This window comes from Saccharospirillum sp. ABV4_185, assembly GCF_056159245.1.
The window spans coordinates 23,993-45,605 of the sequence record NZ_JBSWUW010000001.1; the positions used below are offsets into that span (position 1 = coordinate 23,993).

The window sequence follows — 21,613 nt, forward strand, 5'->3', positions numbered from 1 at the left end:
AACACACAGGAAGCTTTATGATCAATGTCTGCCTTTTTGGTGCCGGTCGTATCGGCGCCATTCATGCCGCCAATGTCGCCAACCACCCGGGCGCCCAGCTGCGTTATGTGGTCGATGTGTTTGCTGAATCGGCACACAAACTGGCGGCGCAATACGGCGCTCAAGTCATAAGCGTGGAACAGGCGCTGGCCGACCCCGAACTGCACGCCGTTATCATTGCCAGTTCCACCGACACCCATGCCCCTCTGATTGAACAGAGCGCGGCGGCGGGCAAGGCAATTTTCTGTGAAAAGCCGATCGATCTGGATCAGCAACGCACCCGCCAGTGTCTGGCGACCATCGAGCGCACCGGTGCGACCTGTTTGATCGGTTTCAATCGACGCTACGATCCACAATTCAAAGCACTGAAAAGCCAGCTCGATGCCGGCGCCATTGGCGCCGTTGAAATGGTCACCATCACCAGCCGCGATCCGTCACCGCCGCCAGCGCAATACGTGCAGTCGTCCGGTGGTCTGTTCCGCGACATGATGATTCACGATCTGGATATGGCCTGCTGGCTGTTGGGTGAACCCGTGGTGCAAGTTTTTGCCACGGCCAGCTGTCTGATTGATCCGGCGATTGGCGCGGCCGGCGATGTCGATACTGCCCTGGTCACCCTGAAAACCGCCAGCGGCCGGCTGTGCCAGATCAGCAACAGCCGTCGCGCGGCCTATGGTTACGATCAACGCATCGAAGTGCTCGGCGCTAAAGGCATGTTACAGGCCAATAATCAGCTCGAATCCGTGGTGGTAAAAACCACCGACCAGGGCTCGAACAGCGCCAAACCACAGTATTTCTTTTTGCAACGCTACGCCGATGCCTACCGCGATGAACTGGCGCATTTTATCGACGTCGTCGAGGGCAAAGCGACCGTCCTGACCACCGCTCACGACGGTTTGAATGCACTGACTCTGGCCGATGCCGCCGTCGCCTCACTGCAAAGTGGCCAGGCTATTTCGCTGTGAAGGTCTGATCAAAAAAAGGGAGCTGCGCAATGTCTGTATTACTATCGAAAGCCCAGTCGCCGGATGCGCTCGGCCGCATTCAACATATCACTCCAAGTTCGGCGCAATGGCATTACGTCGGTTTTGAAGCCTATGAACTTAAGGCCGGCGCCAGGCTCGACGGCCTGACCGAAAACACCGAAATCTGCTGCGTGCTGTTAAGCGGCCGCGCCGATTTTTCCAGCGACGAACAACAGTGGCACAACATCGGTGAACGCGATTCGCTGTTCGATCAACAGCCGCCCTATGCGCTCTATTTACCGCCCGGGCGCCGTTATCAGATAAACGCGCAAAGCGATGTGGAATTGGCTATCTGCCGCGCTCCGGCCGACGGCAAATATCCTCCGCGGCTGATTCGTCCGGACGAGTTGCAATACATCACTCGTGGCACCGGCACCAACGAGCGGCGGGTTTGCAACATTCTATTCAACGATATTCCGGCCGAGCGTTTGCTGGTGGTCGAAGTCATTACCCCGAACGGGCACTGGTCGAGCTATCCGCCGCACAAACACGATACCGACGCCAAACCGCACGAAACCCAGTTGGAAGAAACCTATTACCACCGAGTCAATCCGGATCAGGGCTTTGCCTTTCAGCGCGTCTATACCGATGACCGCAGCCTGGATGAAACCATGACGGTGGAAAACAAAGATGTGGTGATGGTACCCAAAGGTTATCACCCGGTGGCCGCGCCGCATGGTTATGATCTTTATTATCTCAACACCATGGCCGGCCCGGAACGCACCTGGATTTTCCATAACGATCCGGCGCACGAATGGATGCTCGAAGCCAACTAAAAAATTGTGCCGGGCCTGCACTACTACACAACAGGCCCGGCGCTGCTTGCCAGGTGAGCCAATCTATTCACTGTGCTAAGCTGCTTTAAAACCCGAACGACCCTCCCCTATGGATTTCCTGCTGCTCTGTGTTGCCTTTGTTTTTGGTCTGGCGGTTAAGTCGCTGGGTCTGCCTCCTTTGGTCGGTTATTTATTAGCCGGTTTTGCACTGCATTTTCTCGGCGTAACACCGGGCGGTGGACTGGAAACGCTGGCCGATTTAGGCATCACTTTGATGCTGTTCACCATCGGTCTGAAATTGAAAATCGGCGATCTGCTGCGCCGGGAAGTCTGGGCGGGTACGCTCAGTGAAATGGCCGTCTGGTGTGTTATCTGCGCCGGTATTCTGCTGGCGCTTGCCAGCGCAGCGCTGCCTTATTTTTCCGGTTTGTCTCTGAATACTGCAGCTTTATTAGCCTTTGCCTTTAGCTTCAGCAGCACGGTTTGCATCGTCAAGTTACTCGAAGAAAGCGGCGAGATGCGCACCCGCCACGGTCGTCTCGCCATTGGTGTGCTGGTAATGCAGGATGTGGTGGCGGTGCTGTTTCTGGTGTTTGCCACCGGCAAGATGCCATCGTACTGGGCCATCGCTCTGCTTGCTTTACCCTTGTTTCGTCCCTTGCTCAATCGCCTGCTCGATACTGCCGGCCATGGTGAATTACTGCCGTTAACCGGTTTTTTTCTGGCGCTCGGCGGTTATGAATTATTCTCTCTGGTCGGTGTCAAAGGCGACCTGGGCGCGCTGATTGCCGGCATGCTGCTCAGCCACAGCGTCAAGGCGACTGAGCTGTCAAAAGCCTTGCTGGGCTTTAAAGATTTATTTCTGATCGGTTTCTTTTTATCGATTGGTTTTACCGCCTTGCCGACGCTTGGCATGGTCGGCATAGCGCTCGGTTTAACGCTGTTATTGCCGCTGAAATTCCTGTTGTTTTACGGTCTGCTGCTGGCCATGCGCTTGCGCGGTCGTACTGCCTGGTTGGCTGCGCTGGCGCTGGCGAACTACAGCGAGTTCGGTTTGATTGTCACCGACCTGGCGGTGGATCTGGACTGGTTGCCGGCCCAGTGGCTGGTGATATTGGCACTCACTGTGACCTTCTCTTTTATCATTACCAGTTTGTTATACCCACGCGCCCACGCGCTTTATTCGCACAATAAAACCTGGCTGACCCGATTCGAACGCCAGCAGCGTTTGCCGGAAGATGTGTTAACTCAACCCAGGAATGCACAGATCGTGGTAATTGGTTTGGGTCGAGTGGGGACCGGCGCTTATCGCGCGCTCCATCAGTTGATGGGTGAGAACGTCTGGGGCATGGATGCCGATCCATCACGGATTGAACGCATGACCGATGAAGGCATGAAAGCCTTTGTCGGCGATGGTGAAGACGCCGATTTGTGGGAAAATCTGGATTTGTCGTCGGTGAAACTGATCCTGCTGGCGCTGCCTTCCATTGATGACAGTCGCAATGTGACCAACCAGTTAAAACGCGCCAACTTTAACGGTCAATTGGCCGCCATCGCCCGCTATGAGGATGAACGCTTGCTGCTGATCGACGCAGGCATCGATAAGGTCTTTAACTTTTATACCGAAGCCGGTACCGGCTTTGCCGAGGAAAGTCTGGCCATGATTGGCCAGCGCTGACGTTGGCGTCTGCAAGCATTTAATGTGATGGCGTTTCGAGCAGGTCCATACCGATCAACTGAGCCCCGGCGATGGTGTCTTCCACATCCTGGCGCGCCTTTTCCAGTTCGACGGTCACGTTGTTACCATCAGGACTGAAGTGGGCGGTAAAAGATTCGATCTCTCCGCTGGCTGGTTCCAGCGTCAGCGGCAGTGATGCTAACTGTGTCTTTAGCGCCTCAGCGCTCAGGGTTTCGCCCTCAGGCAACGCAAAAGTCAGGGAGAAAAAAAATTGCATCGGCAACGCATCCAGTAATCACCAAAGCGCGCAGCATAACCGCTTGATCTGCAAACCGCGAACCTCAGTGGCTGTCTGTTAAAAAAGTGGCTGTCCATTAAAAAGCCGCATAGCTGAGTATGCGGCTTAAGCGAATCGATGTTTTCAATCGACTAAAAAACAACCATTACTCGGCGGCAGCGCGAGCCTGCTCCAGCCAACCATCGAAGGTGTCCTGGTTAGCTGAAATCCAGTTCAGGGCGTGCTGACGGATTTCACGCTGAGAGTCTTCGCCATCAGCGATCAAACCGTTTTCAGCGCTCACTGCGTTGATCGACAGTTTAGCCACTGCAAACAGTTTAGCCGCGGCCGGGTTCTCATCAGCCCATTCCTGGTTGGCAACGATGCGCTCGCTGTTCACTTCAAAGCCGTAGTTGGTGCCATCGGCCAGAGCGGTGTCCGTACCGTTCGGGTTGGCTGAGTAAGGCACTTCCAGCCAGACCACGTCTTCACCGGGAACCAACACGCCGGAAACCCAGTATGGTGTCCAGGTGTAGTAGAAGATGGATTCACCATCGTTGTAACGGGTAATGGTGTCGGCAATCAGAGCCGCGTACTGACCCTGGTTGTGGTCGATGCTGTCGCGCAGCTCGAACTCGTCCAGCTGATGTTCGATCACACCTTCACAACCCCAGCCGGCGTTACAACCGGTCAGGTCGGCGGTGCCGTCGCCATTGGTGTCGAACAGTGCAGCGATTTCCGGATCAGCAAAATCGCCCAGGTTGTCGATGCCGTATTCTTCAGCCGTCGCTTTATCGACCAGATAACCTTGAGCCGCACCGGTGATGTAGTTGCCTTCGCGATAGAAGACATCATCGCCGCCGGCATTTTCGTACATGCCGTTGTGCAGTGGATACCAGTTGACCGCCATAAAGGTGGCGTCACCATTGGCAATGGCGGTATAGCCGGCGCTGTAATCCAGCTCCTGAATGTCTTCAACCTCGTAGCCCAGCTCGCGCAGCGCTTCGTTGATAACAATGGTCTGGAAGGTTTCCTCGGCGATGGTGCTTTGTACCGGTTGAACGGTAACGCCTTCGCCAGGCATGGATTCAGCATGAGCCGTCAGGCCCAGCGTCAGAGACAGGGCGGAAACGCCCAGGATTTTCTTAGCGTACATAATCCTCTCCTCGTCGGTTCGGATGTTTCAGTGAAACCGTAGTTTTCGGTCAAAAAGACGGACGACGGTTCAGTCGCCACGTCGCGGTAAAATCAGTTTGCGCACCAAACCGACCGGGCCGGTCTGGTACCAGTGGCGGGTACCTCGGGCACGCGCATCTCGGCCTAATGCCTGTGTCATGCGATCGAGAATGATGGCCAGCAGCACAATGCCGATACCACCCACCGAGGCCAGGCCAACGTCGAGCCGGCCGATGCCGCGCAGCACCATCAGGCCCAGGCCACCGACGGCGATCATCGAAGCGATGACCACCATCGACAGACTCAGCATCAAGGTCTGGTTAACACCGGCCATAATGGTTGGCATCGCCAACGGCAGTTGCACCTTGTAGAGCAACTGCGGTTTGCTGGCGCCAAAGGAATTGGCCGCTTCGATCAGATCTTCCGGTACCTGGCGAATGCCCAGATTGGTCAGGCGGATTACCGGTGCCACCGCAAAGATAATGGTGACGATCACGCCCGGCACATTGCCGATGCCGAACAGCATGACGATGGGCACCAGATAGACGAACGCCGGCGTGGTCTGCATGGTGTCGAGAACTGGTCGTATCGCACTGGCGACCTTATCGCTGCGCGACATCCAGATGCCCGTCGGTATGCCGATGACCATGCAAAAGAACACCGCGGTGAGCACCAATGACAGCGTCGTCATGGCTTCGGACCAGGCGCCAATAGCACCGACCAACACCAGACTGACAACGGTACCGAGCGCCAGTTTGCGTCCTGACGCCTGCCAGGCGAGCAGTGCAATCAGCGCGATCATAATGAACGGCGGTACGCCATTAAGCAGCGCATCGAAAAACGACAGAATGGTGTCGACCGGCTGCTTGAGGACGGTGAAAACCGGACGGAAATTCGACACCACCCAATCGATGGCGGTTTCTACCCAGTCCTGCAGCGGGAACCATTCGCCCTGAAACGGGTGCCAGAAATCCCAACTGGCCTGGTCGAGCTGGCCGGCAGAAGAAAGGCTGCTGGCGGTATCGGCGTCGGAGGTCGCACCCCAAGGGTTGGCGGCGGCTTCATTGGCCGGCTCTTCCGGCTGGCTGGTTGCCCAAGGATTCGTTGCAGTCATGATTCATTCTCCCGGTCCAGGGTTTCCAGCAAGGTGGCGCGGCTGACCGAGCCCAGGTATTGCTGTTGCTCATCGACCACCGGAACCGCGCACGGCGATTGGGCGACGATGGTCAGAATATCGCTGATGGACGTGGCCGCATCGACCACCGGAATGTCGGCGACAAAGGCGGCTTCCAAAGAGCTGTCCTGCTCCACCTGAGCCTTGAGAGAATCGATCGATACGGTACCGAGATAGCGGTTCTGCTTGTCGACTACATAGCCAAAATCGCGGTCGTTATCCTGCAGCCGTTTGAGACTGGCACGCAGACCACTGCTGCTTTCTTTCTTGATAATAGTGGTCTGGCTCTTGCGGGCGATGTCCTTGGCGGCGAACACATTGCCGACGTTCACACCGCGGAAGAAAGACGACACATAGTCGTTGGCCGGGTTGTGCAGAATCTCATCGGGCGTACCGACCTGCACCACTTCACCGCCTTGCATGATGGCGATGCGATCACCGATGCGCATGGCCTCGTCCAGATCGTGAGAAATAAACACCACCGTGCGTTGATGCTCGCTTTGCAGCTTGAGCAATTCATCCTGCATTTCGGTGCGGATCAACGGATCGAGTGCGGAGAAGGCTTCATCCATCAACATGATGTCCGGGTTGGATGCCAAGGCGCGGGCCAGGCCGACGCGTTGCTGCATACCACCGGAGAGTTCATCCGGGTAGCTGTCGGCGTTGGTTTCCAAGCCGACCTGTGCCAGCGCATCGCGCGCTGCTTTATGCCGGGTGGGCTGATCGACACCGGCCAGTTCCAGACCAAAGGCGGTGTTATCGAGCACACTCAGGTGCGGCATCAACGCAAAGGATTGGAACACCATGCTGATTTTGCTGCGGCGCACGTCGCGCAGCTTGGCATCGCTCATGGCAGCGACGTCTTCACCGTCGATCAGCACCTGGCCGCGGGTCGGCTCAATCAAGCGATTGAGCAAACGAACCAGTGTGGATTTGCCGGAGCCGGACAGACCCATGACCACGAAAATCTCGCCTTCGTGGACTTCCAGATTGGCGTCCTGGACGCCGACAGTCAGACCGGTTTGTTCGAAAATTTCGGTTTTATGAATGCCCTTTTCGAGCCGTTCGAAGGCCGGTTCAGGATCGCCTCCAAACACCTTATAGAGATGCCGTACTTCCAGTTTGATCGACATTTTTCCCCTTGGACGATGGCGGCTCCGAAATGGTTTCGCTCTGGGCTAAAAAGCTGAATAAGCCGTGAGGGAAACTACCTCGGTTAGCGTTCACTCGCCTTAATTAATTAGTTGTCTAAATTTTCGTCTTTTAAGATTATTACTCATTTTCGGGCGGACAATCAAGCTAGAGCCGCCTATATTCGGATAGTACTCTCTTAATAAAAACTTAGATCACTATTAATTTTTTGAGTCAAGCGTCACAGCGGAACGCTTATTTCCAAAGCCTGACCAAGGCTGGGGCGCGTGCTACACTGCCGCTCTTATCGACCGTCACCGCCCGACCGTCGATGGCTCGAACCCCATCACGAAGAAGGAATCACCGCCATGCCGACATACCGCCCGACCGAAGAAGTCGTTATCAGTGGCGCTGGTCTGTGGACACCGGAACACGTTTTAACCAACGAAGAATTGGTCGACGTGCTCAACCGCTACGCCGATGAATACAACCAACAGCACCAGGCGGAAATCGACGCCGGCGAACTGTCTGCGGTGGCAACGTCCTCAGCGGAATTCATCGAAAAAGCCAGCGGCATTCGCCAGCGTTACGTCTATGAAAAAGACGGCATTCTGGAAACCGACCGTATGCGTCCGCGCCTGTCCGAACGGGGCGATGATGAACTCAGCCACCAGGCGGAAATGGCCATGCACGCGGCGCGTAAAGCACTGGCCGCGGCCAAACGAGAAGGCTCGCAAATCGATGCGGTGATCGTCAGTTGCGCCTACACCGCCCGCGCCTACCCGGCCATCGCCATCGAAGTACAGAATGCTCTGGGTATTGAAGGCTTTGGTTTTGACATGCTGGTGGCCTGCTCGGCGGCGACCTTTGCATTGCATCGCGCCAACGAAATGATTCGTGCCGGCAGCGCCGGTGCGGTGCTGGTGATCAACCCGGAACTGACCTCACCCCAGGTCAACTACCGCGATCGCGACAGCCATTTTATTTTCGGTGATGTCGCCACTGCCATGGTGGTAGAGCGCGGTGATCAGGCCGAAGGCGAGCACGTCTACGACATTCTCGGCACTCAGGCCAAGACGGTTTTCTCGAACAATATCCGCTCCAACTTCGGTTATATTTCGCACGCCTACGAGAGCGACCCCTTCGGCCCGGATAAATTGTTTCATCAGGAAGGCCGCAAGGTATTCAAGGAAGTCTGCCCGATGGCCGCCGATCATCTGGAGCAGCAGGTTGCTCAGGTCGGTGTGGCTGTCACTGATGTCAAACGCTGGTGGCTGCACCAGGCCAACATCAACATGAACCAACTGATCACCAAACGCTTGCTGGGCGAAGTGGCCAGCAACGAACTGGCGCCCATCGTGCTCGACCGCTACGCCAACACCGCCTCGGCCGGTTCCATCATCGCTTTCAATTTGCATCACGAAGATTTGCAAAGCGGCGATGTCGGGGTGATCTGTTCCTTTGGTGCGGGTTATTCGATTGGCAGTTTGGTTTTGAAGAAGCGCTGATTAGCCGCTGAACGCACGCTACGCTGACGGGAGACGTTAGACGCTGAAAAGCGCAAATAGAAAAGGCACCCTGGGGTGCCTTTTGGGTTAGTACAGCAGCGTAAACAATTTACGCTGATAACGCGCCGCCAGCGGGTCGCCTTTGGGCAGGCCGTTGAGGATATCGAGGTAGGTTTTGCGCGCGCCGCCGTCGCGAAAGCCACGATCCTTGGTCAACACTCCGATCAAGCTTTCCAATGCTTCTTCCACGCGCCCGGCCTGGCTGTATTGCACCGACAATTCATAGGCCAGTTCCAAATCGTCTGGATTGGCTTCCAGGCGCTGTTGCAGCTCCTGAATTTCCGGGGTCTCGGACGCTTCGGCAAGCAGTTTCAGGCGCGAGCGCAGTTCTTTGTAATGCGGCTCGGTCTGCTGCTGCATGGTCATGGCATCGAGAATGGCTTCGGCGTCGTTGCCGCGCTTGAGGTCGATAAAGACGCTGGCCAGCATAAAGGCAATTTCGGTGTCTTCGTTGCTGAGTCGATAGGCTTCCTGCACCAGCGGTAACGCCTGGCCCGGATCGCCAGCGGCCTGGAATTCCGCCGCCTGTTGCAACAGCTCATCCCAGGGTTTGGGCAGAAACTTTTCCAAGCGCTGACGAATGGCCGATTCCGGTTCGGCGCCCATAAAGGCATCCACCGGCTGGCCGTTCTGAATAAAGGCCACGGTCGGCAAACTGCGTACACCGAACTGCGCCACGATATTCTGTTGTTCGTCGGCGTTCACCTTAGCCAGCAAGAGTTGATTGGGGTATTCGGCGGCCAGCTTTTCCAGGATGGGCATCAAGGCTTTACAGGGCGCACACCAATCGGCCCAGAAATCCATAACCACCAGTCGCTTGCTCGACTCTTCGACCATCACCTGCTGAAAATTCTGCTCCGTCACGGTAATGACGTTGCTGGTTTGTTGGCTCATGACTGCCTCAATCATCATTCAATTGCCCTCTTTATAGGGGCGATACGGCTTTATCACAACGTCCGGGCGACGCCGGTCGCAACGCTAGACACCTTGCCATGACAGGGCCGGGGTAGACCGTTACAATCGGCGCCTTGTCAGCCCAGCCAGGAGCACAGTATGAAGCGAGGCGTTCGAGTCGCCATAGCGGCCGTTTTAGTGGCCGTTGTGGCCGGAGTCGGCCTTTGGTACAGCCAGGTGATCGCCCAGCGGAACCCGTCCAATATCGCGGTCAGCGATTTTGAGACCCGCCATTTTCAGAGCTATGAACTCAGTAACGGCCTGAAAGTCCTGTTGGTGTCTGACACCGACAGCGAACAGGCGGCAGCGGCTTTGAACGTGACCGTGGGCTCCTGGAGCAACCCGCCCGAGATTCCTGGCTTGGCGCATCTGCTGGAACATGTGCTGTTTCTAGGCACGGAAAAATACCCGGAAGTCGACAGCTATCATCAGTTTATCGAACAAGGCGGTGGCAACAACAACGCCTATACCGCTTCGGAAAACACCCTCTATTACTTCGACATCGACGCTGAACAACTGGAGCCGGCGCTGGATCGTTTTGCGCAGTTCTTTATCGCGCCGCTGTTCGATGCCGACTTCGTTGAGCGCGAAATCCAGGCGGTGAACTCGGAATTTACCGCCAGCCTGCAAAACGATGGTCGTCGTCAACAGGACGTGCTCAGCGAGCTGTATGTGCGCGAGCATCCGGCCTCACGCCTGGCGATCGGCAACGAAGACACCCTCAATGTCGCCGATCTGCGCGACCAGCTGATGCGCTTCTATCGCCAGCATTACGTCGCCGAACGCATGGCGCTGACGGTCTATGGGCCGCAGGATATAACCACCCTGAAAGCCTGGGTGGATGATCGTTTTGGTGGCGTGCGTTCGGTCGAGTCCGAAGCTCCGGTTTTCGATCAGCCGTTCTTCGAAGACGCTGACTTGCCGTTTCTGGTTGAAATCCAACCGCGCCGCGAAACCCGGCTGTTGCAACTGCGTTTTCCGGTACCGGGTAATCTGGATGAACTGGACACCAAGCCGGGCGAATTTATTGCCTATCTGTTGGGCCAGGAAACCAGTGGCAGTTTAATTTCCGAGCTCAAAGCGCGCGGCTGGGCTGAGGCACTCAGTGCCCGCAGCGGCGATGTAACCGCCAGCAATGATCAGTTCACGCTCAGTGTGCAGCTCACCCGGACCGGCCTGGAAAACTGGCAGGATGTCGCGGGTCTGGCGTTTGAGTATTTGCAGTTGATTGCCGATCAAGGTCTTGAAGAATGGCGCTACGACGAACTGGCCGACATCAACGACGTGAATTTCGAATTTGCCGAAAAAGTCGACCCGGCTGCCACGGTACAGCGGCTGGCCGAACGGCTGTCGGTCTACCCCGCCAAAGAAGTATTGCGCGGGCCTTACCAACTGAACGATTTCGATGACGATACGCTGCGCGACTGGCTCGGCTATCTCCAGCCCGATAACGCCCTGGTGGTTTTGATGCACCCTGAAGCCACCGAGGATGTGCGCAGCCGCTGGTATGACACGCCTTACAGCCTGACCCCGCTGTCGGGCAACACTCTGGCGCAATGGCGCAATCCCAACACCAGCGATACCTTGAAATTACCGGACGCCAATCCGTTTATTCCCGACGATCTGGACGTACTGCCACTGCAAGGGCCGAGCAGCAGCCTCTACAAAAACCAGCCACAGATCGTGCAAACGGCGCCGGGTTATGAACTCTGGTTCGAACAGGATGACCAGTTCCGCACGCCCAAGCTGGACATTTCCATGCTCATCGAAACACCGGAAACCCGCACCAGCGCGCGTGACCGTGTGATGGCCCAGCTGTATCTGGACCTGGTTGACGATGCGCTGAGCGAATTCCGTTATGCCGCTGGCCTGGCCGGTTCCGGCTACGGACTTTCCACCAACAGCCGCGGCATGCATCTGCGTTTATACGGTTTCAGTGAACCCTTGCCGACCCTGTTCGATACCATTCTGGTGGAGTTGGCCGAGCACAGCATTGACCCGGATCGTTTTGCACGCCTCAAAGACGACCTGGCCCGACGCCTGCGCAACGCCGATGAAGATCCGGTGGTTAATCAGTTGTTCCGTCGCTTAAGCCAATTCCTGATTGAGGATTCGCAGACTCCGGATGAATTGTTGGCAGCGCTGGAAGAGGTCACTCCGACCGACCTCAATGAACTGCGCGACCGCTGGCTGGCCAATCATCGACTGACGCTGCTGGTGCACGGCAACATGACGCAGCAGGCCGCCATCGACCTGGCCGATCGCGCCCGCCTGATGTTGCCACCATCGGCCAATGCACCGAAGGTAGAGGCGCAAATCGCGGCGCTGGCGAGCCGTCGCTACCGCCATGAGCTGTCCATTGACCATAACGACTCCGCCCTGCTCGGCTACTATCAGGGCACTAACGACAGCTTGCGCGAACGCGCGCTCTACGCCCTCGCCGGCCAGGTACTCAATACTCCCTACTTCACCGAACTGCGCACTCAGGAACAGCTCGGTTATGTGGTCTTTGCCCGCGCGCACTCGGTACACGACTGGCCCGGCCTGGTGGTTTATATCCAATCACCCTCGACCGATCCGGCCCTGCTGCAACTTTATTCTGATCGCTTTATGACGCGTTTTGCACAACGGATGCGCAGCATGAGCGAAGCCGAATTCCGCAGTTTCAAACAGGGACTGGAAACCAGTCTGACGGCGCCGGCGGATAATTTATACGACCTCAGTCAGCGCTATTGGAACGCCATCATCGACGACAACCCCAACTTCAATACCGGTCAACGTCTGGCCGGTGAAGTGGACAACATCAGTCTGGATGGCTTCGTGCGTTTCTTTGAATCGCAGTTTATTGCAGAAGGCAGTCGCCGCCTGGTATTGCATCAGGTGGGCGATGGCATGGCCCGCGATTACAACGAGCATGGGCAGGGTTTGATCGGTTTCTATCCGGCCGATGAACCGGCGGATGTTCAAGCTGACGCTCGCTGGGTAACGCCAACCTTCAACAACCTGCCGCCGCGTTAAGCGGCGGCAGGTTGTGGTTTATTTATCGCTGAGACTGCAACGCTATTAAGCGTCTTCTTCGTCCATGGCGTCATCCAGGCGCCGTGGCAATACCAACACCACTTCGGTACCCGTGCCACTGTCGTTCACTTCCAGATAACCCTGCAGCATTTGCGCCAGACGACGCGCCACGACAAAGGATAAGCCCGGTCCAACATCAGCACCCTGATCGATAATGCGGGTATAACCGGATACCGAAGAGGCCAGCTGTTCGGCATCGAGACGACGACCACGCGCATTAAGCGTAACGCGCAAGGCATCGCCCAATTCGGCATCGATATAACCGATCAGATGCACATCGATCGTGGATTCACGGTTCATTCGCACCAAAGCCTGAATGGCGCGCGTCAGCAGGTTATGCAACCAGTTAACGTCGGATACCAGCGGCAGTTGGTCTTCCTGATGTTCCAGCTTGATTTTAACATCGCGCGAGCGACCGTAACGGTTCCACTCATCGAGAAACCGCTCGACCAGGTTGAGGAAATTCACATCTTCATGGCGTGGCACTTCGGACTTCAATTCCAGGCGTGCCAGAGCGCGCAAATCTTCGGCATAACGTTGCATCAATTCAGCACGTTCTTTGATGCGATCACGAGCATCGGCTTCTTCGGATGTTGCCAAGGTCAGCACTTCTGCCATGGCGGTATTCAACGCCAGCGCCATGCTGTCGAGCGCCTGATCTTTTTCCTGGGCGGAGGTTAATACCAGACGGCGCAGGTCAGCACTTTGCTTGGATTCGTATTCATAACGATCAATTTCCAAATGACTTTCCTGCAACGAGCGACGCACACGGCTCAGTTCCTTATAAGCTTCCGTCACCCGGTTTTGGCATTGGTTAAGCGCTGTTAACGAGGCGCCACCGGCCAACGCAACCAGACCCAAAAGAATCAATAACGATTGAGTATCCAGCGCGTTCAAACCAAAAAAAAGGAGACCTACCAATGAGGCTCCCCAAAGAATCAAGGTAACCACCCAGAGGATGGCGTACTGCGATGCTCGAATCACACGTGTCTCCTAACAGATGGCGCGACAGGCGCCTCTTTGGTCCATCGAAAGGCGACAGTTTGCCATCTTTTTCACCGATAAATAACTGTCAAAAGATGCTAACCCAACAATTACCGGCACAAGTCTTATCGCGCCCTTGCCTAACTCAGGGTGTAAAGCCCCAAAACGCAGCCGGCGGCAATTGTGTTTGGCGGTTCTTGCGCCTAAAATTGCCGCGCATAATCTGACCATTTGGACAATAAATGACAGACAATGCCTCCCTTGCCCGTCAGGCACTGAGTCTGATGGATCTGACCAGCCTCAACGACACCGACAACGAGGCCGTTATTGCGGCGCTGTGCGAATCGGCGCAGACGCCTTTTGGCAGTCCCGCTGCGGTCTGTGTCTACCCCGCCTTTATCGATGTGGCGCGTAAAACGCTGGTCCAGCGTGGCCTGAGCCAAGTGCGTGTTGCCACCGTCACCAACTTCCCTGATGGCAGCGACGATATCGACCGCGCCGTGCGCGAAACGCGCGATGCCGTCGCCGCCGGTGCGCACGAAGTCGATGTCGTGCTGCCCTACAAAAGCTTGATCGCTGGCGATACCAAAACCCCAGCCGAACTGGTGAGTGCCTGCAAAGCCGCCTGCGGTGCGGCGGTGAAACTCAAGGTCATCATTGAAAGCGGTGAATTAAAAAGCGCTGAACTGATTCGTCAGGCCAGCGATATTGCCATCGCCGCCGGAGCCGACTTTATTAAAACCAGCACTGGCAAAGTAGCGGTTAACGCCACCCTCGAAGCCACCGAGATTATGCTGCAAGCCATTGCCGACAGCGGTAAGGACGTCGGCTTCAAAGCCGCCGGCGGCATCCGCACCACGGCAGAAGCCGGTGAATATCTGGCGCTGGCCGAACGCCTTATGGGTAAAGACTGGATCAACGCCGACCATTTCCGCTTTGGCGCTTCCAGCCTGCTTAACGACCTGCTGACGACATTGGGTGCCGCGCCGTCTGCGCCTTCAGGCAGCGGTTACTGAGATGTTTTTGCCGCAGGAAATCATCCGTCGCAAACGCGACGGCCAGACGCTGAGCGATGCCGAACTGCGCTGGTTCGTCCAGGGTATTAAGGACGAATCGATCAGCGAAGGCCAGATTGGCGCCTTCGCCATGGCGGTCTATTTCAACGGCCTGACGCTGGACGAACGTGTCGCTCTGACGCTCGCCATGCGCGATTCCGGCAAGGTACTGAGCTGGAACCTGCCCGGCCCGGTGCTGGACAAACATTCCACCGGCGGTGTCGGCGATGTGGTCAGCTTAATGCTCGGCCCCATGGTCGCTGCCTGCGGCGGTTATGTACCGATGATTTCCGGTCGCGGTTTGGGCCACACCGGCGGCACGCTCGACAAGCTGGAAAGCATTCCCGGCTACAACCCTTTTCCGGCCAATGCCCGGTTTGAACAGACAGTGCGCGATTGCGGCGTTGCCATCATCGGCCAGACCGGCGATCTGGCACCGGCCGATCGGCGTTTCTATGGCATCCGCGATGTTACCGCCACGGTGGAAAGCCTGGATTTAATCACCGCTTCCATCCTGTCGAAAAAACTCGCCGAAGGCTTGGATGCGCTGGTGATGGACGTCAAAGTTGGCAGCGGTGCCTTTATGCCGACGCCGGAACTCAGTGAACAACTGGCGCAAAGCATTGTCGCTGTCGCCGAAGGCGCCGGGGTAAAAACCACGGCCCTGCTCACCGATATGAACCAGGTGCTGGCGCGTTCGGCGGGTAATGCGGTGGAAGTTGCGGAGGCGGTCGAATACCTGACCGGCGGCCCGCGCGATGCCGCTTTGCACGAAGTGACGCTGGCGCTGGGCGCGGAAATGCTGCTCAGCGGCGGCCTGGCCGATTCGCTCGATAACGCCCGCGCCCAGTTGCTCAAGGCGCTCGATAGCGGTGCTGCGGCCGAACGCTTTGCGCGTATGATCAGCGCTCTGGGTGGACCGGCGGACATCCTCGAATGCTGGGATGAAGTTCTGCCCAAAGCCCCCATTATCAAGCCCATCACCGCAGCGCAGTCCGGCTATGTTCAAGCGCTGACAGTGCGCGATATTGGTCTGGCCGTGGTAGCGCTGGGTGGTGGCCGCACCCGTGCCGATCAACGCATTGACGCCGCCGTCGGCCTGACCCGCATCGTCAAACCCGGCCACTATATTGAAGCCGGTGAGCCATTGGCCATCGCCCATCTGCGCAGCGACGACCAACTGGCTGAATTGCAACAAAGACTGCGCAGCGCTATGCCGATCACCGATCGGCCGATCGATGAACTGAGCGTCATCCATCAACGATTTGCGCACTGAGGAGGTTTGCTATGGCACGCGCCATCATTCTGGTTCTGGATTCATTCGGTATTGGCGCCAGCGCCGATGCCGACCGCTTTGGCGATGTCGGCGCCAATACGCTGGGCCATATCGCCCAGTGGTGCGCCGAAGGCAAGGCTGATAAAGGCCGTTCCGGCCCGCTGCAACTGCCCAACCTGACCCGACTTGGGCTGATTCAGGCCGCCACCGACAGCGCCGGCGGCCAGGTGCCGGCCGGCATGCACACCGGGGAGACCTTCACCGGCAGCTTCGGTTATGCGCGCGAACTGTCGAGCGGCAAAGACACGCCGAGCGGCCATTGGGAAATCGCCGGCGTGCCCGTCTTATACGACTGGGGCTACTTCAAAGAGGAAGACAACTCTTTCCCACCGAGCCTGCTTAACGATCTGATTGAACGCTGCAATCTGCCCGGCGTACTCGGCAACTGCCACGCTTCGGGCACGGAAATCATCAAACGCCTGGGCGAAGAACACTGCGCCACCGGCAAACCGATTGTCTACACCTCGGCCGACAGCGTGTTTCAGATTGCCTGCCACGAAGAAACCTTCGGTCTGGATCGGTTGATGGAAGTCTGTCAGGTAGCGCGCGAGTTGGTCGATGAATACAACATCGGCCGCGTCATCGCCCGTCCCTTTATCGGCGCCGATGCAGAGAGCTTCCAGCGCACCGGCAACCGTCGTGATCTGGCGGTGCCGCCGCCGAGCCCGACCATCCTGCAGAAGCTGACCGAGAACCAGGGCGAAGTGATTTCCATCGGCAAAATCGCCGATATCTATGCCCAGGTCGGCATCAGCCGCAAGGTAAAGGCCACTGGTTTGGATGCTTTGTTCGATGCCACCCTAGAGCAAGTAAAAACGACGAACGACCGCAGCATCGTCTTCACCAACTTCGTCGATTTCGATTCCTCTTACGGCCACCGCCGCGACGTCGCCGGTTACGCCGCTGCGTTGGAGCGTTTTGATGCACGCCTGCCGGAACTGCTGGCGGTGATGCGCGACGACGATATTCTGGTGATGACCGCCGATCACGGTTGCGACCCGACCTGGCCCGGTTCCGACCATACCCGCGAGCACATCCCGGTGTTGGTGTACGGCAAACAGATGCAGGCGATCAACCTGGGTGAACGGGAAACCTTCGCCGACATCGGCCAGACACTGGCGGATTATTTCGACCTGCCGGCCATGGATTATGGCACCAGCTTTTTGGATGAGTTGGTGGCGTGATTATTCCAGCCTGCTAACGCAAAAAGGGGAGCCGAAGCTCCCCTTTTTATCGCTTTGCGCTAGCCACTATGAGTGCCGCGAAATTCACGACTATGGCGGCTAGCAATAACTGACCCTATTTCTTCATTAATTCGCCGACAGCGTTCCCTTAACCGACAATCGCCAGTCTGTGCCGTTCGTGGAGCGCCAGACTTGGTTGCTGGGGCTATATGCCAGTTGCCCTCCAATCAACCACAACGCCTTGTTTGGATTGTTTGGGTCAGTGCTATGGGCGACCGCCTGATGATAATATAGACCTGAAAAAGCACCAGATTTATCCGCTTTGGTCCAGGCAATACCGTTTTCTGATGACCAAATATCGTTTTTATTTCCACCCCCAATCAGCCAAAGCTTGTCTTGCTGTACCGGCAACTCGCCTTCGCCCTCTTCAGGATCAAAGACCACCACCTGATGCCCATCGCGCGGAGAAAACAGACAGTTGGCACTGGCCTCGCAATCGGGGTCTTCGCGTTTTGTCCAGACAATGCCATCGGCTGAGGACCAGATGTCATTTAGAGCTGTATAACTGGGAGAGTATCTGTATCCACCAATCAGCCATAACCGCTGTGGACCCAATTCTGGCTTATCCTTTACTTTAGCCCCATCAAATACCACCAACTGGTGACCAGTGCGAGCATCGAACAACGGCATGGGAACGTTATTATTGAGGTCCATCTCACTGTTACTGGCTTCTGTATGGTGAGTCCAGGTAACGCCGTCGGGGGATGACCAGATATCATTCGTCGCTTTTGTTGCACTATTGTTATCATAACCCCCAACCAGCCACAGCAATTCCTGTGCAACCTGAGCCACCTCCTCAACACTGCCCTCGGGGGCAATTTCAGTCGGATCAAAGACCACCACCTGGTGCCCGGAACGACCGGAAAAAATGCACTCACTCTGCTTATTATTTTGATTGCCAGTGCCACAGCTTTGACCTTGAGCTTTACGCTGGGTCCAGACAAGGCCATCGGAAGAAGACCAGAGATCGTTTAGCCGACCATATTCACTGCTATAGCCACCGATCAGCCACAACCGCTGCGGACCCAGGCCATCCACTGCAGCGCCATTAAAGACCACCAATTGGTGACCGGTACGGGGCGAAAACAAGTCTGCACCTTCTTCGCTGTTGACGGCGGGGCGTTGTGTCCAATGGATGCCATCACGCGACGACCAGACCGCATTGCTATAGTGGCCGTCACCACCACCCACCAGCCAGAATTGCTCGCCGTCACCGCCATCGAAGACCACGACTTGATGGCCTGTGCGCGCGCTAAAGTCGGCGTAGGGTGATTGCAACAGCCAATCGCGGCCGTTGCGGCTGGACCAGGCATCATTCCAGTAATTAGAATCATCCTTGCCGCCCACCAACCAGAGCTCGTTATGGCCATCGGCATTGCTGTCAGCCACCAAAAGCTGGTGCCCTTCGCGTGCTGAAAAAGTAGCCGCTAAGGGATTCGAGGGTTGGAGTTCAGTCCATTGGGTGCCATTGGACGACGACCAAACATCATTGTGGTAATCCTCAGGACCATAACCGCCCACCAGCCATAGCTGCATTCCACGACCGTCTTCGGCGTCAAACGCCACCACTTGATGACCATACCGAGCGGTAAAAGCCTCTTTCGGGTCATCGCTGGTATCTGCTGCATCGACGGCGTTGCCATGGCCCGTCCAGGTCACACCATCCGGCGATGACCAGATGTCGTTTAAATAACCCCCATCATCTTCACCCCCAATCAACCACAGCTGAGCGCCCTGGCCATCACCGGCATCGAAGGCCACCAGTTGGTGGTCATACCGGGCTGAAAACAGTTTTTCCTCCTTAGAGGCGCTGCCGAGCGTCAGCGTCTGTTTCGTCCAATTAATACCATTCGTCGATTTCCAAACATCGGCCAGATATGTCTCATCACTATCCTCAGCACTTCCAACACCATATCCACCCAGCATCCACAGTTCGGTTTGACCGTCATCATCGGAATCAAACACCGCCACTTGATGATCGTCGCGTTCAGTAAAATGCTCGCCCTCTGTATGCAATGTCCACTCAATACCATTGGTAGATGACCAGACTTGATTCGTACCGTTACCACCAATCACCCAAAGCTGTTCACCCAGATCCTCAGCCCCAGCTTCTTCGGCCGCATCAAAGACCACCAGTTGATGCTCTTCTAAAGAGGTAAACAAGCCAGTTTCGCTAAGCGACCCTTTTTTGGCAGAGGTGTGCGGCACCCAGTTGCGGCCGTCAATGGACGACCAGAGGTCATCTGCGCCATAACTAGCACCACCGACCAGCCAAAACCGCCCTTTAAAATAGGCCACCTGATGTTCAGCTCTGGGTGAAAAACGCTGGGCACTGAGCACGTTATCAGCTTGGAAATCACCGCTCTGCAGGTGGGTATAGGCGGGTTGGGTGAGGGTGAGATAAGAGTCCGCGTCCACCACTGTCGGGCTGGTGGTAATGGGGTATTGCTTGGAGCATTTTTCATGCAGGCTTAACGCACAGTCGGGGTTGCTGAAGGTGAACAGATTGATAGCCTGCTCCTTAAACTCCCCGGTTACGGTCAATTCGCTATTGTTCTCCCCTACCCAGGCGCTGAGTTCCACAGACGGTGGACGTTTGATATCGACTCCACCGCGACCGCTCCCGCCCGAATCACAGGCCGTTAAACCAAACACAATGGCCAGCGATACCGGCCATAACATCCAATAATTCAGCCGGGCAGTTCCCTGCCGACCAGACAGTAAATCAAACATCAAACAATCCTCCCTGAGGGTGAGTTGGCATGGGCAACGCTCCTTCGTGCCGGGCCCATTCATGCACCGGGGGATTATTGTCTTTTTTTACTTAGTAAACGGTCAATTTTTTGACGTTTTGAGTGGTACATCACAGCAGGCCTCGATACGCCGAACCAAAAAAAGGAGCCGAAGCTCCCTTTGGTTAAAGTGCAGCGGAGCCAATCAGGCCAGGCGCCGCTCCGGCTGGCTTAGGTCACAATCCAGATAGTCACCAATCGCCCGCGCGGTGGCGGCCTTGTCTTCGATATGGAAGAAGTGGTCGCAGCCCGGCAGCAGGTCGACGCTGAGGTTGTCGTTAAGCCGTGCCTGTTTCTGCATCCAGCCCGGGTCGGTAAAGGTATCGGCCTCACCATCGAGCAATAGGGTTGGATGGTGGGTGAATGGCGGAATCGACTTCATCAGCAACAGCCGCTGGGTGTTCTCCCGGAAGCGTTCGTAGACCGACTCAGGCCGTTCGGCCAGCGATACCAGTAACCGCTGACGCAGCAGCTTGCGTTTGGTCGGGTTGGGCAAGGTAATCGCCAATTGCGCAAACAACTCCGCAAAAGACTGATATTCGCCATGCTCAAGCAGGTTCAGGCACAGATGCAGGCCGCGCTCGGTGGGTGCTGGAAAGGGGCTGGTGCCGGCCAGAATGATGCGCCGTACTGAGTCGGGGAAACGTGCGGCGACATCCAGCGCAAAGAGCCCGCCATAGCTGCAGCCAATCAGATCGAAACGACCGATATCGAGATGTTCAACCACCAGGCCGACGCTGGCGGCGATGGTTGCCGTCGGCACACTGCGCGGCACCACCGGTGTATCACCGAAGCCCGGCATTTCGATAATGACCACCTGGCGATGTGCGTAGATTTGGCGCAAGGTCCGCTCGACGTTCTCACAGGTCTGGAATGCGCCGCCCAAATACACCAGAGGCAGACGATCGCCCTGCCGATCGCCAAGAATCAGGTAGCGGGCTTCGAGGCCCGGGCCGGCAGTCAGGGTACGGATTGGATTGATCATGGAACTCACCTTCCTATCAAGTTGAATGAAAGGAGCACCGCCCATCTATTTTCCCTTAGGAGCCTCTGAACAACTCGCACAAGGCTCTGGCTTGCAGAGGGATTCGGAAGCAAGGCGCACGACTGCAGGAAGGTCGAGACCTTTCAAAGGAGTGCAACACGGCATCCGGATTCCTCTGCAAGCCCCGTAGGGCGCGGGCTAAAAGAGCCTGCCGCCGCGTTGCGACTCTTGACAAGGACTAGGCCATTGCCGGCGAGTCACGCCTTGCGGCAGACCCTTTTAGCCTCGCGCAGAGTCTCGTGCGAGTTATTCAGAGCCTCCTTGTCCCTATAGGCAATGCC

The 21,613-nt window shown here is 56.6% G+C and carries 16 protein-coding genes; 8 read left to right on the forward strand and 8 right to left on the reverse strand.

Annotation, left to right across the window (positions count from 1 at the left end; all coding sequences use genetic code 11):
* The first annotated feature begins 17 nt into the window (after positions 1–17).
* From iolG to ACXAE6_RS00120, 3 genes are all read left to right on the forward strand, one after another.
* Positions 18–1,004, forward strand: coding sequence for an inositol 2-dehydrogenase (gene iolG / locus ACXAE6_RS00110; protein WP_475142880.1), 987 nt, complete (start codon positions 18–20; stop codon positions 1,002–1,004).
* A gap of 29 nt (positions 1,005–1,033) precedes the next feature.
* Positions 1,034–1,840, forward strand: a complete 807-nt coding sequence (gene iolB, locus ACXAE6_RS00115) for a 5-deoxy-glucuronate isomerase (protein ID WP_475142883.1) — start codon at positions 1,034–1,036, stop codon at positions 1,838–1,840.
* A 109-nt stretch (positions 1,841–1,949) separates the two neighbouring features.
* The gene (locus tag ACXAE6_RS00120; protein WP_475142886.1) at positions 1,950–3,518 is read left to right on the forward strand and encodes a cation:proton antiporter domain-containing protein; all 1,569 of its coding nucleotides are present in this window, start codon (positions 1,950–1,952) and stop codon (positions 3,516–3,518) included.
* 19 nt (positions 3,519–3,537) lie between these two features.
* On the opposite strand, the gene ACXAE6_RS00125 is transcribed toward ACXAE6_RS00120, so the two are convergent.
* From ACXAE6_RS00125 to proV, 4 genes are all read right to left on the reverse strand, one after another.
* Positions 3,538–3,795, reverse strand: a complete 258-nt coding sequence (locus ACXAE6_RS00125; RefSeq protein WP_475142889.1) for a hypothetical protein — start codon at positions 3,793–3,795, stop codon at positions 3,538–3,540.
* 166 nt (positions 3,796–3,961) lie between these two features.
* Entirely contained in the window at positions 3,962–4,951 is a 990-nt protein-coding gene (gene proX / locus ACXAE6_RS00130; protein ID WP_475142891.1) for a glycine betaine/L-proline ABC transporter substrate-binding protein ProX, read from the reverse strand.
* 69 nt (positions 4,952–5,020) lie between these two features.
* Entirely contained in the window at positions 5,021–6,085 is a 1,065-nt protein-coding gene (proW, locus tag ACXAE6_RS00135) for a glycine betaine/L-proline ABC transporter permease ProW (protein WP_392800349.1), read from the reverse strand.
* Entirely contained in the window at positions 6,082–7,278 is a 1,197-nt protein-coding gene (gene proV / locus ACXAE6_RS00140; RefSeq protein ID WP_475142893.1) for a glycine betaine/L-proline ABC transporter ATP-binding protein ProV, read from the reverse strand. The genes proW and proV overlap by 4 nt, the downstream gene beginning before the upstream one ends.
* A gap of 366 nt (positions 7,279–7,644) precedes the next feature.
* On the opposite strand from proV, the gene ACXAE6_RS00145 reads away from it, so the two are divergent.
* On the forward strand, positions 7,645–8,784 hold the full coding sequence (locus tag ACXAE6_RS00145) for a beta-ketoacyl-ACP synthase III (protein ID WP_475142895.1): 1,140 nt from the start codon (positions 7,645–7,647) through the stop codon (positions 8,782–8,784).
* A gap of 87 nt (positions 8,785–8,871) precedes the next feature.
* Here ACXAE6_RS00145 and trxA read toward each other — a convergent pair whose 3' ends face one another.
* Positions 8,872–9,738 (reverse strand): thioredoxin, encoded by an 867-nt coding sequence (trxA, locus tag ACXAE6_RS00150; protein WP_475142897.1) that lies wholly within the window; start codon positions 9,736–9,738, stop codon positions 8,872–8,874.
* Between the two features lie 159 nt (positions 9,739–9,897).
* Here trxA and ACXAE6_RS00155 point away from each other — a divergent pair, with 159 nt between their 5' ends.
* A complete protein-coding gene (locus ACXAE6_RS00155; protein ID WP_475142899.1) occupies positions 9,898–12,816 on the forward strand; it encodes an insulinase family protein in 2,919 nt (972 codons plus the stop codon).
* Positions 12,817–12,861: 45 nt separating this feature from the next.
* Here the strand turns inward: ACXAE6_RS00155 and ACXAE6_RS00160 are convergent, their stop codons facing one another.
* Positions 12,862–13,860 (reverse strand): sensor histidine kinase, encoded by a 999-nt coding sequence (locus ACXAE6_RS00160; RefSeq protein ID WP_392800334.1) that lies wholly within the window; start codon positions 13,858–13,860, stop codon positions 12,862–12,864.
* A 242-nt stretch (positions 13,861–14,102) separates the two neighbouring features.
* Between ACXAE6_RS00160 and deoC the strand changes: the two genes are divergently transcribed.
* Genes deoC through ACXAE6_RS00175 form a run of 3 tightly spaced genes read left to right on the forward strand, consistent with a single transcriptional unit; the run spans position 14,103 to position 17,435 of the window.
* Positions 14,103–14,876, forward strand: coding sequence for a deoxyribose-phosphate aldolase (deoC, locus tag ACXAE6_RS00165; protein WP_475142902.1), 774 nt, complete (start codon positions 14,103–14,105; stop codon positions 14,874–14,876).
* A 1-nt stretch (position 14,877) separates the two neighbouring features.
* Positions 14,878–16,191: a thymidine phosphorylase gene (gene deoA, locus ACXAE6_RS00170; RefSeq protein ID WP_475142904.1), complete on the forward strand. Its 1,314-nt coding sequence runs from the start codon at positions 14,878–14,880 to the stop codon at positions 16,189–16,191.
* Positions 16,192–16,202: 11 nt separating this feature from the next.
* The gene (locus tag ACXAE6_RS00175) at positions 16,203–17,435 is read left to right on the forward strand and encodes a phosphopentomutase (protein WP_475142906.1); all 1,233 of its coding nucleotides are present in this window, start codon (positions 16,203–16,205) and stop codon (positions 17,433–17,435) included.
* Positions 17,436–17,561: 126 nt separating this feature from the next.
* Here the strand turns inward: ACXAE6_RS00175 and ACXAE6_RS00180 are convergent, their stop codons facing one another.
* Positions 17,562–20,228: a hypothetical protein gene (locus tag ACXAE6_RS00180; RefSeq protein ID WP_475142908.1), complete on the reverse strand. Its 2,667-nt coding sequence runs from the start codon at positions 20,226–20,228 to the stop codon at positions 17,562–17,564.
* Positions 20,229–20,432: 204 nt separating this feature from the next.
* On the reverse strand, positions 20,433–21,272 hold the full coding sequence (locus tag ACXAE6_RS00185; protein WP_475142909.1) for an alpha/beta fold hydrolase: 840 nt from the start codon (positions 21,270–21,272) through the stop codon (positions 20,433–20,435).
* Positions 21,273–21,613 lie beyond the last annotated feature (341 nt).

Coding starts and splice junctions, on each gene's coding strand:
- ACXAE6_RS00155 (WP_475142899.1), top strand. CDS start 9,898: ATGAAGCGAGGCGTTCGAGTCGCCATAGCGGCCGTTTTAGTGGCCGTT.
- deoC (WP_475142902.1), top strand. CDS start 14,103: ATGACAGACAATGCCTCCCTTGCCCGTCAGGCACTGAGTCTGATGGAT.
- proX (WP_475142891.1), bottom strand. CDS start 4,951: ATGTACGCTAAGAAAATCCTGGGCGTTTCCGCCCTGTCTCTGACGCTG.
- ACXAE6_RS00125 (WP_475142889.1), bottom strand. CDS start 3,795: ATGCAATTTTTTTTCTCCCTGACTTTTGCGTTGCCTGAGGGCGAAACC.
- proW (WP_392800349.1), bottom strand. CDS start 6,085: ATGACTGCAACGAATCCTTGGGCAACCAGCCAGCCGGAAGAGCCGGCC.
- iolB (WP_475142883.1), top strand. CDS start 1,034: ATGTCTGTATTACTATCGAAAGCCCAGTCGCCGGATGCGCTCGGCCGC.
- ACXAE6_RS00120 (WP_475142886.1), top strand. CDS start 1,950: ATGGATTTCCTGCTGCTCTGTGTTGCCTTTGTTTTTGGTCTGGCGGTT.
- ACXAE6_RS00180 (WP_475142908.1), bottom strand. CDS start 20,228: ATGTTTGATTTACTGTCTGGTCGGCAGGGAACTGCCCGGCTGAATTAT.
- proV (WP_475142893.1), bottom strand. CDS start 7,278: ATGTCGATCAAACTGGAAGTACGGCATCTCTATAAGGTGTTTGGAGGC.
- ACXAE6_RS00175 (WP_475142906.1), top strand. CDS start 16,203: ATGGCACGCGCCATCATTCTGGTTCTGGATTCATTCGGTATTGGCGCC.
- deoA (WP_475142904.1), top strand. CDS start 14,878: ATGTTTTTGCCGCAGGAAATCATCCGTCGCAAACGCGACGGCCAGACG.
- trxA (WP_475142897.1), bottom strand. CDS start 9,738: ATGAGCCAACAAACCAGCAACGTCATTACCGTGACGGAGCAGAATTTT.
- iolG (WP_475142880.1), top strand. CDS start 18: ATGATCAATGTCTGCCTTTTTGGTGCCGGTCGTATCGGCGCCATTCAT.
- ACXAE6_RS00185 (WP_475142909.1), bottom strand. CDS start 21,272: ATGATCAATCCAATCCGTACCCTGACTGCCGGCCCGGGCCTCGAAGCC.
- ACXAE6_RS00145 (WP_475142895.1), top strand. CDS start 7,645: ATGCCGACATACCGCCCGACCGAAGAAGTCGTTATCAGTGGCGCTGGT.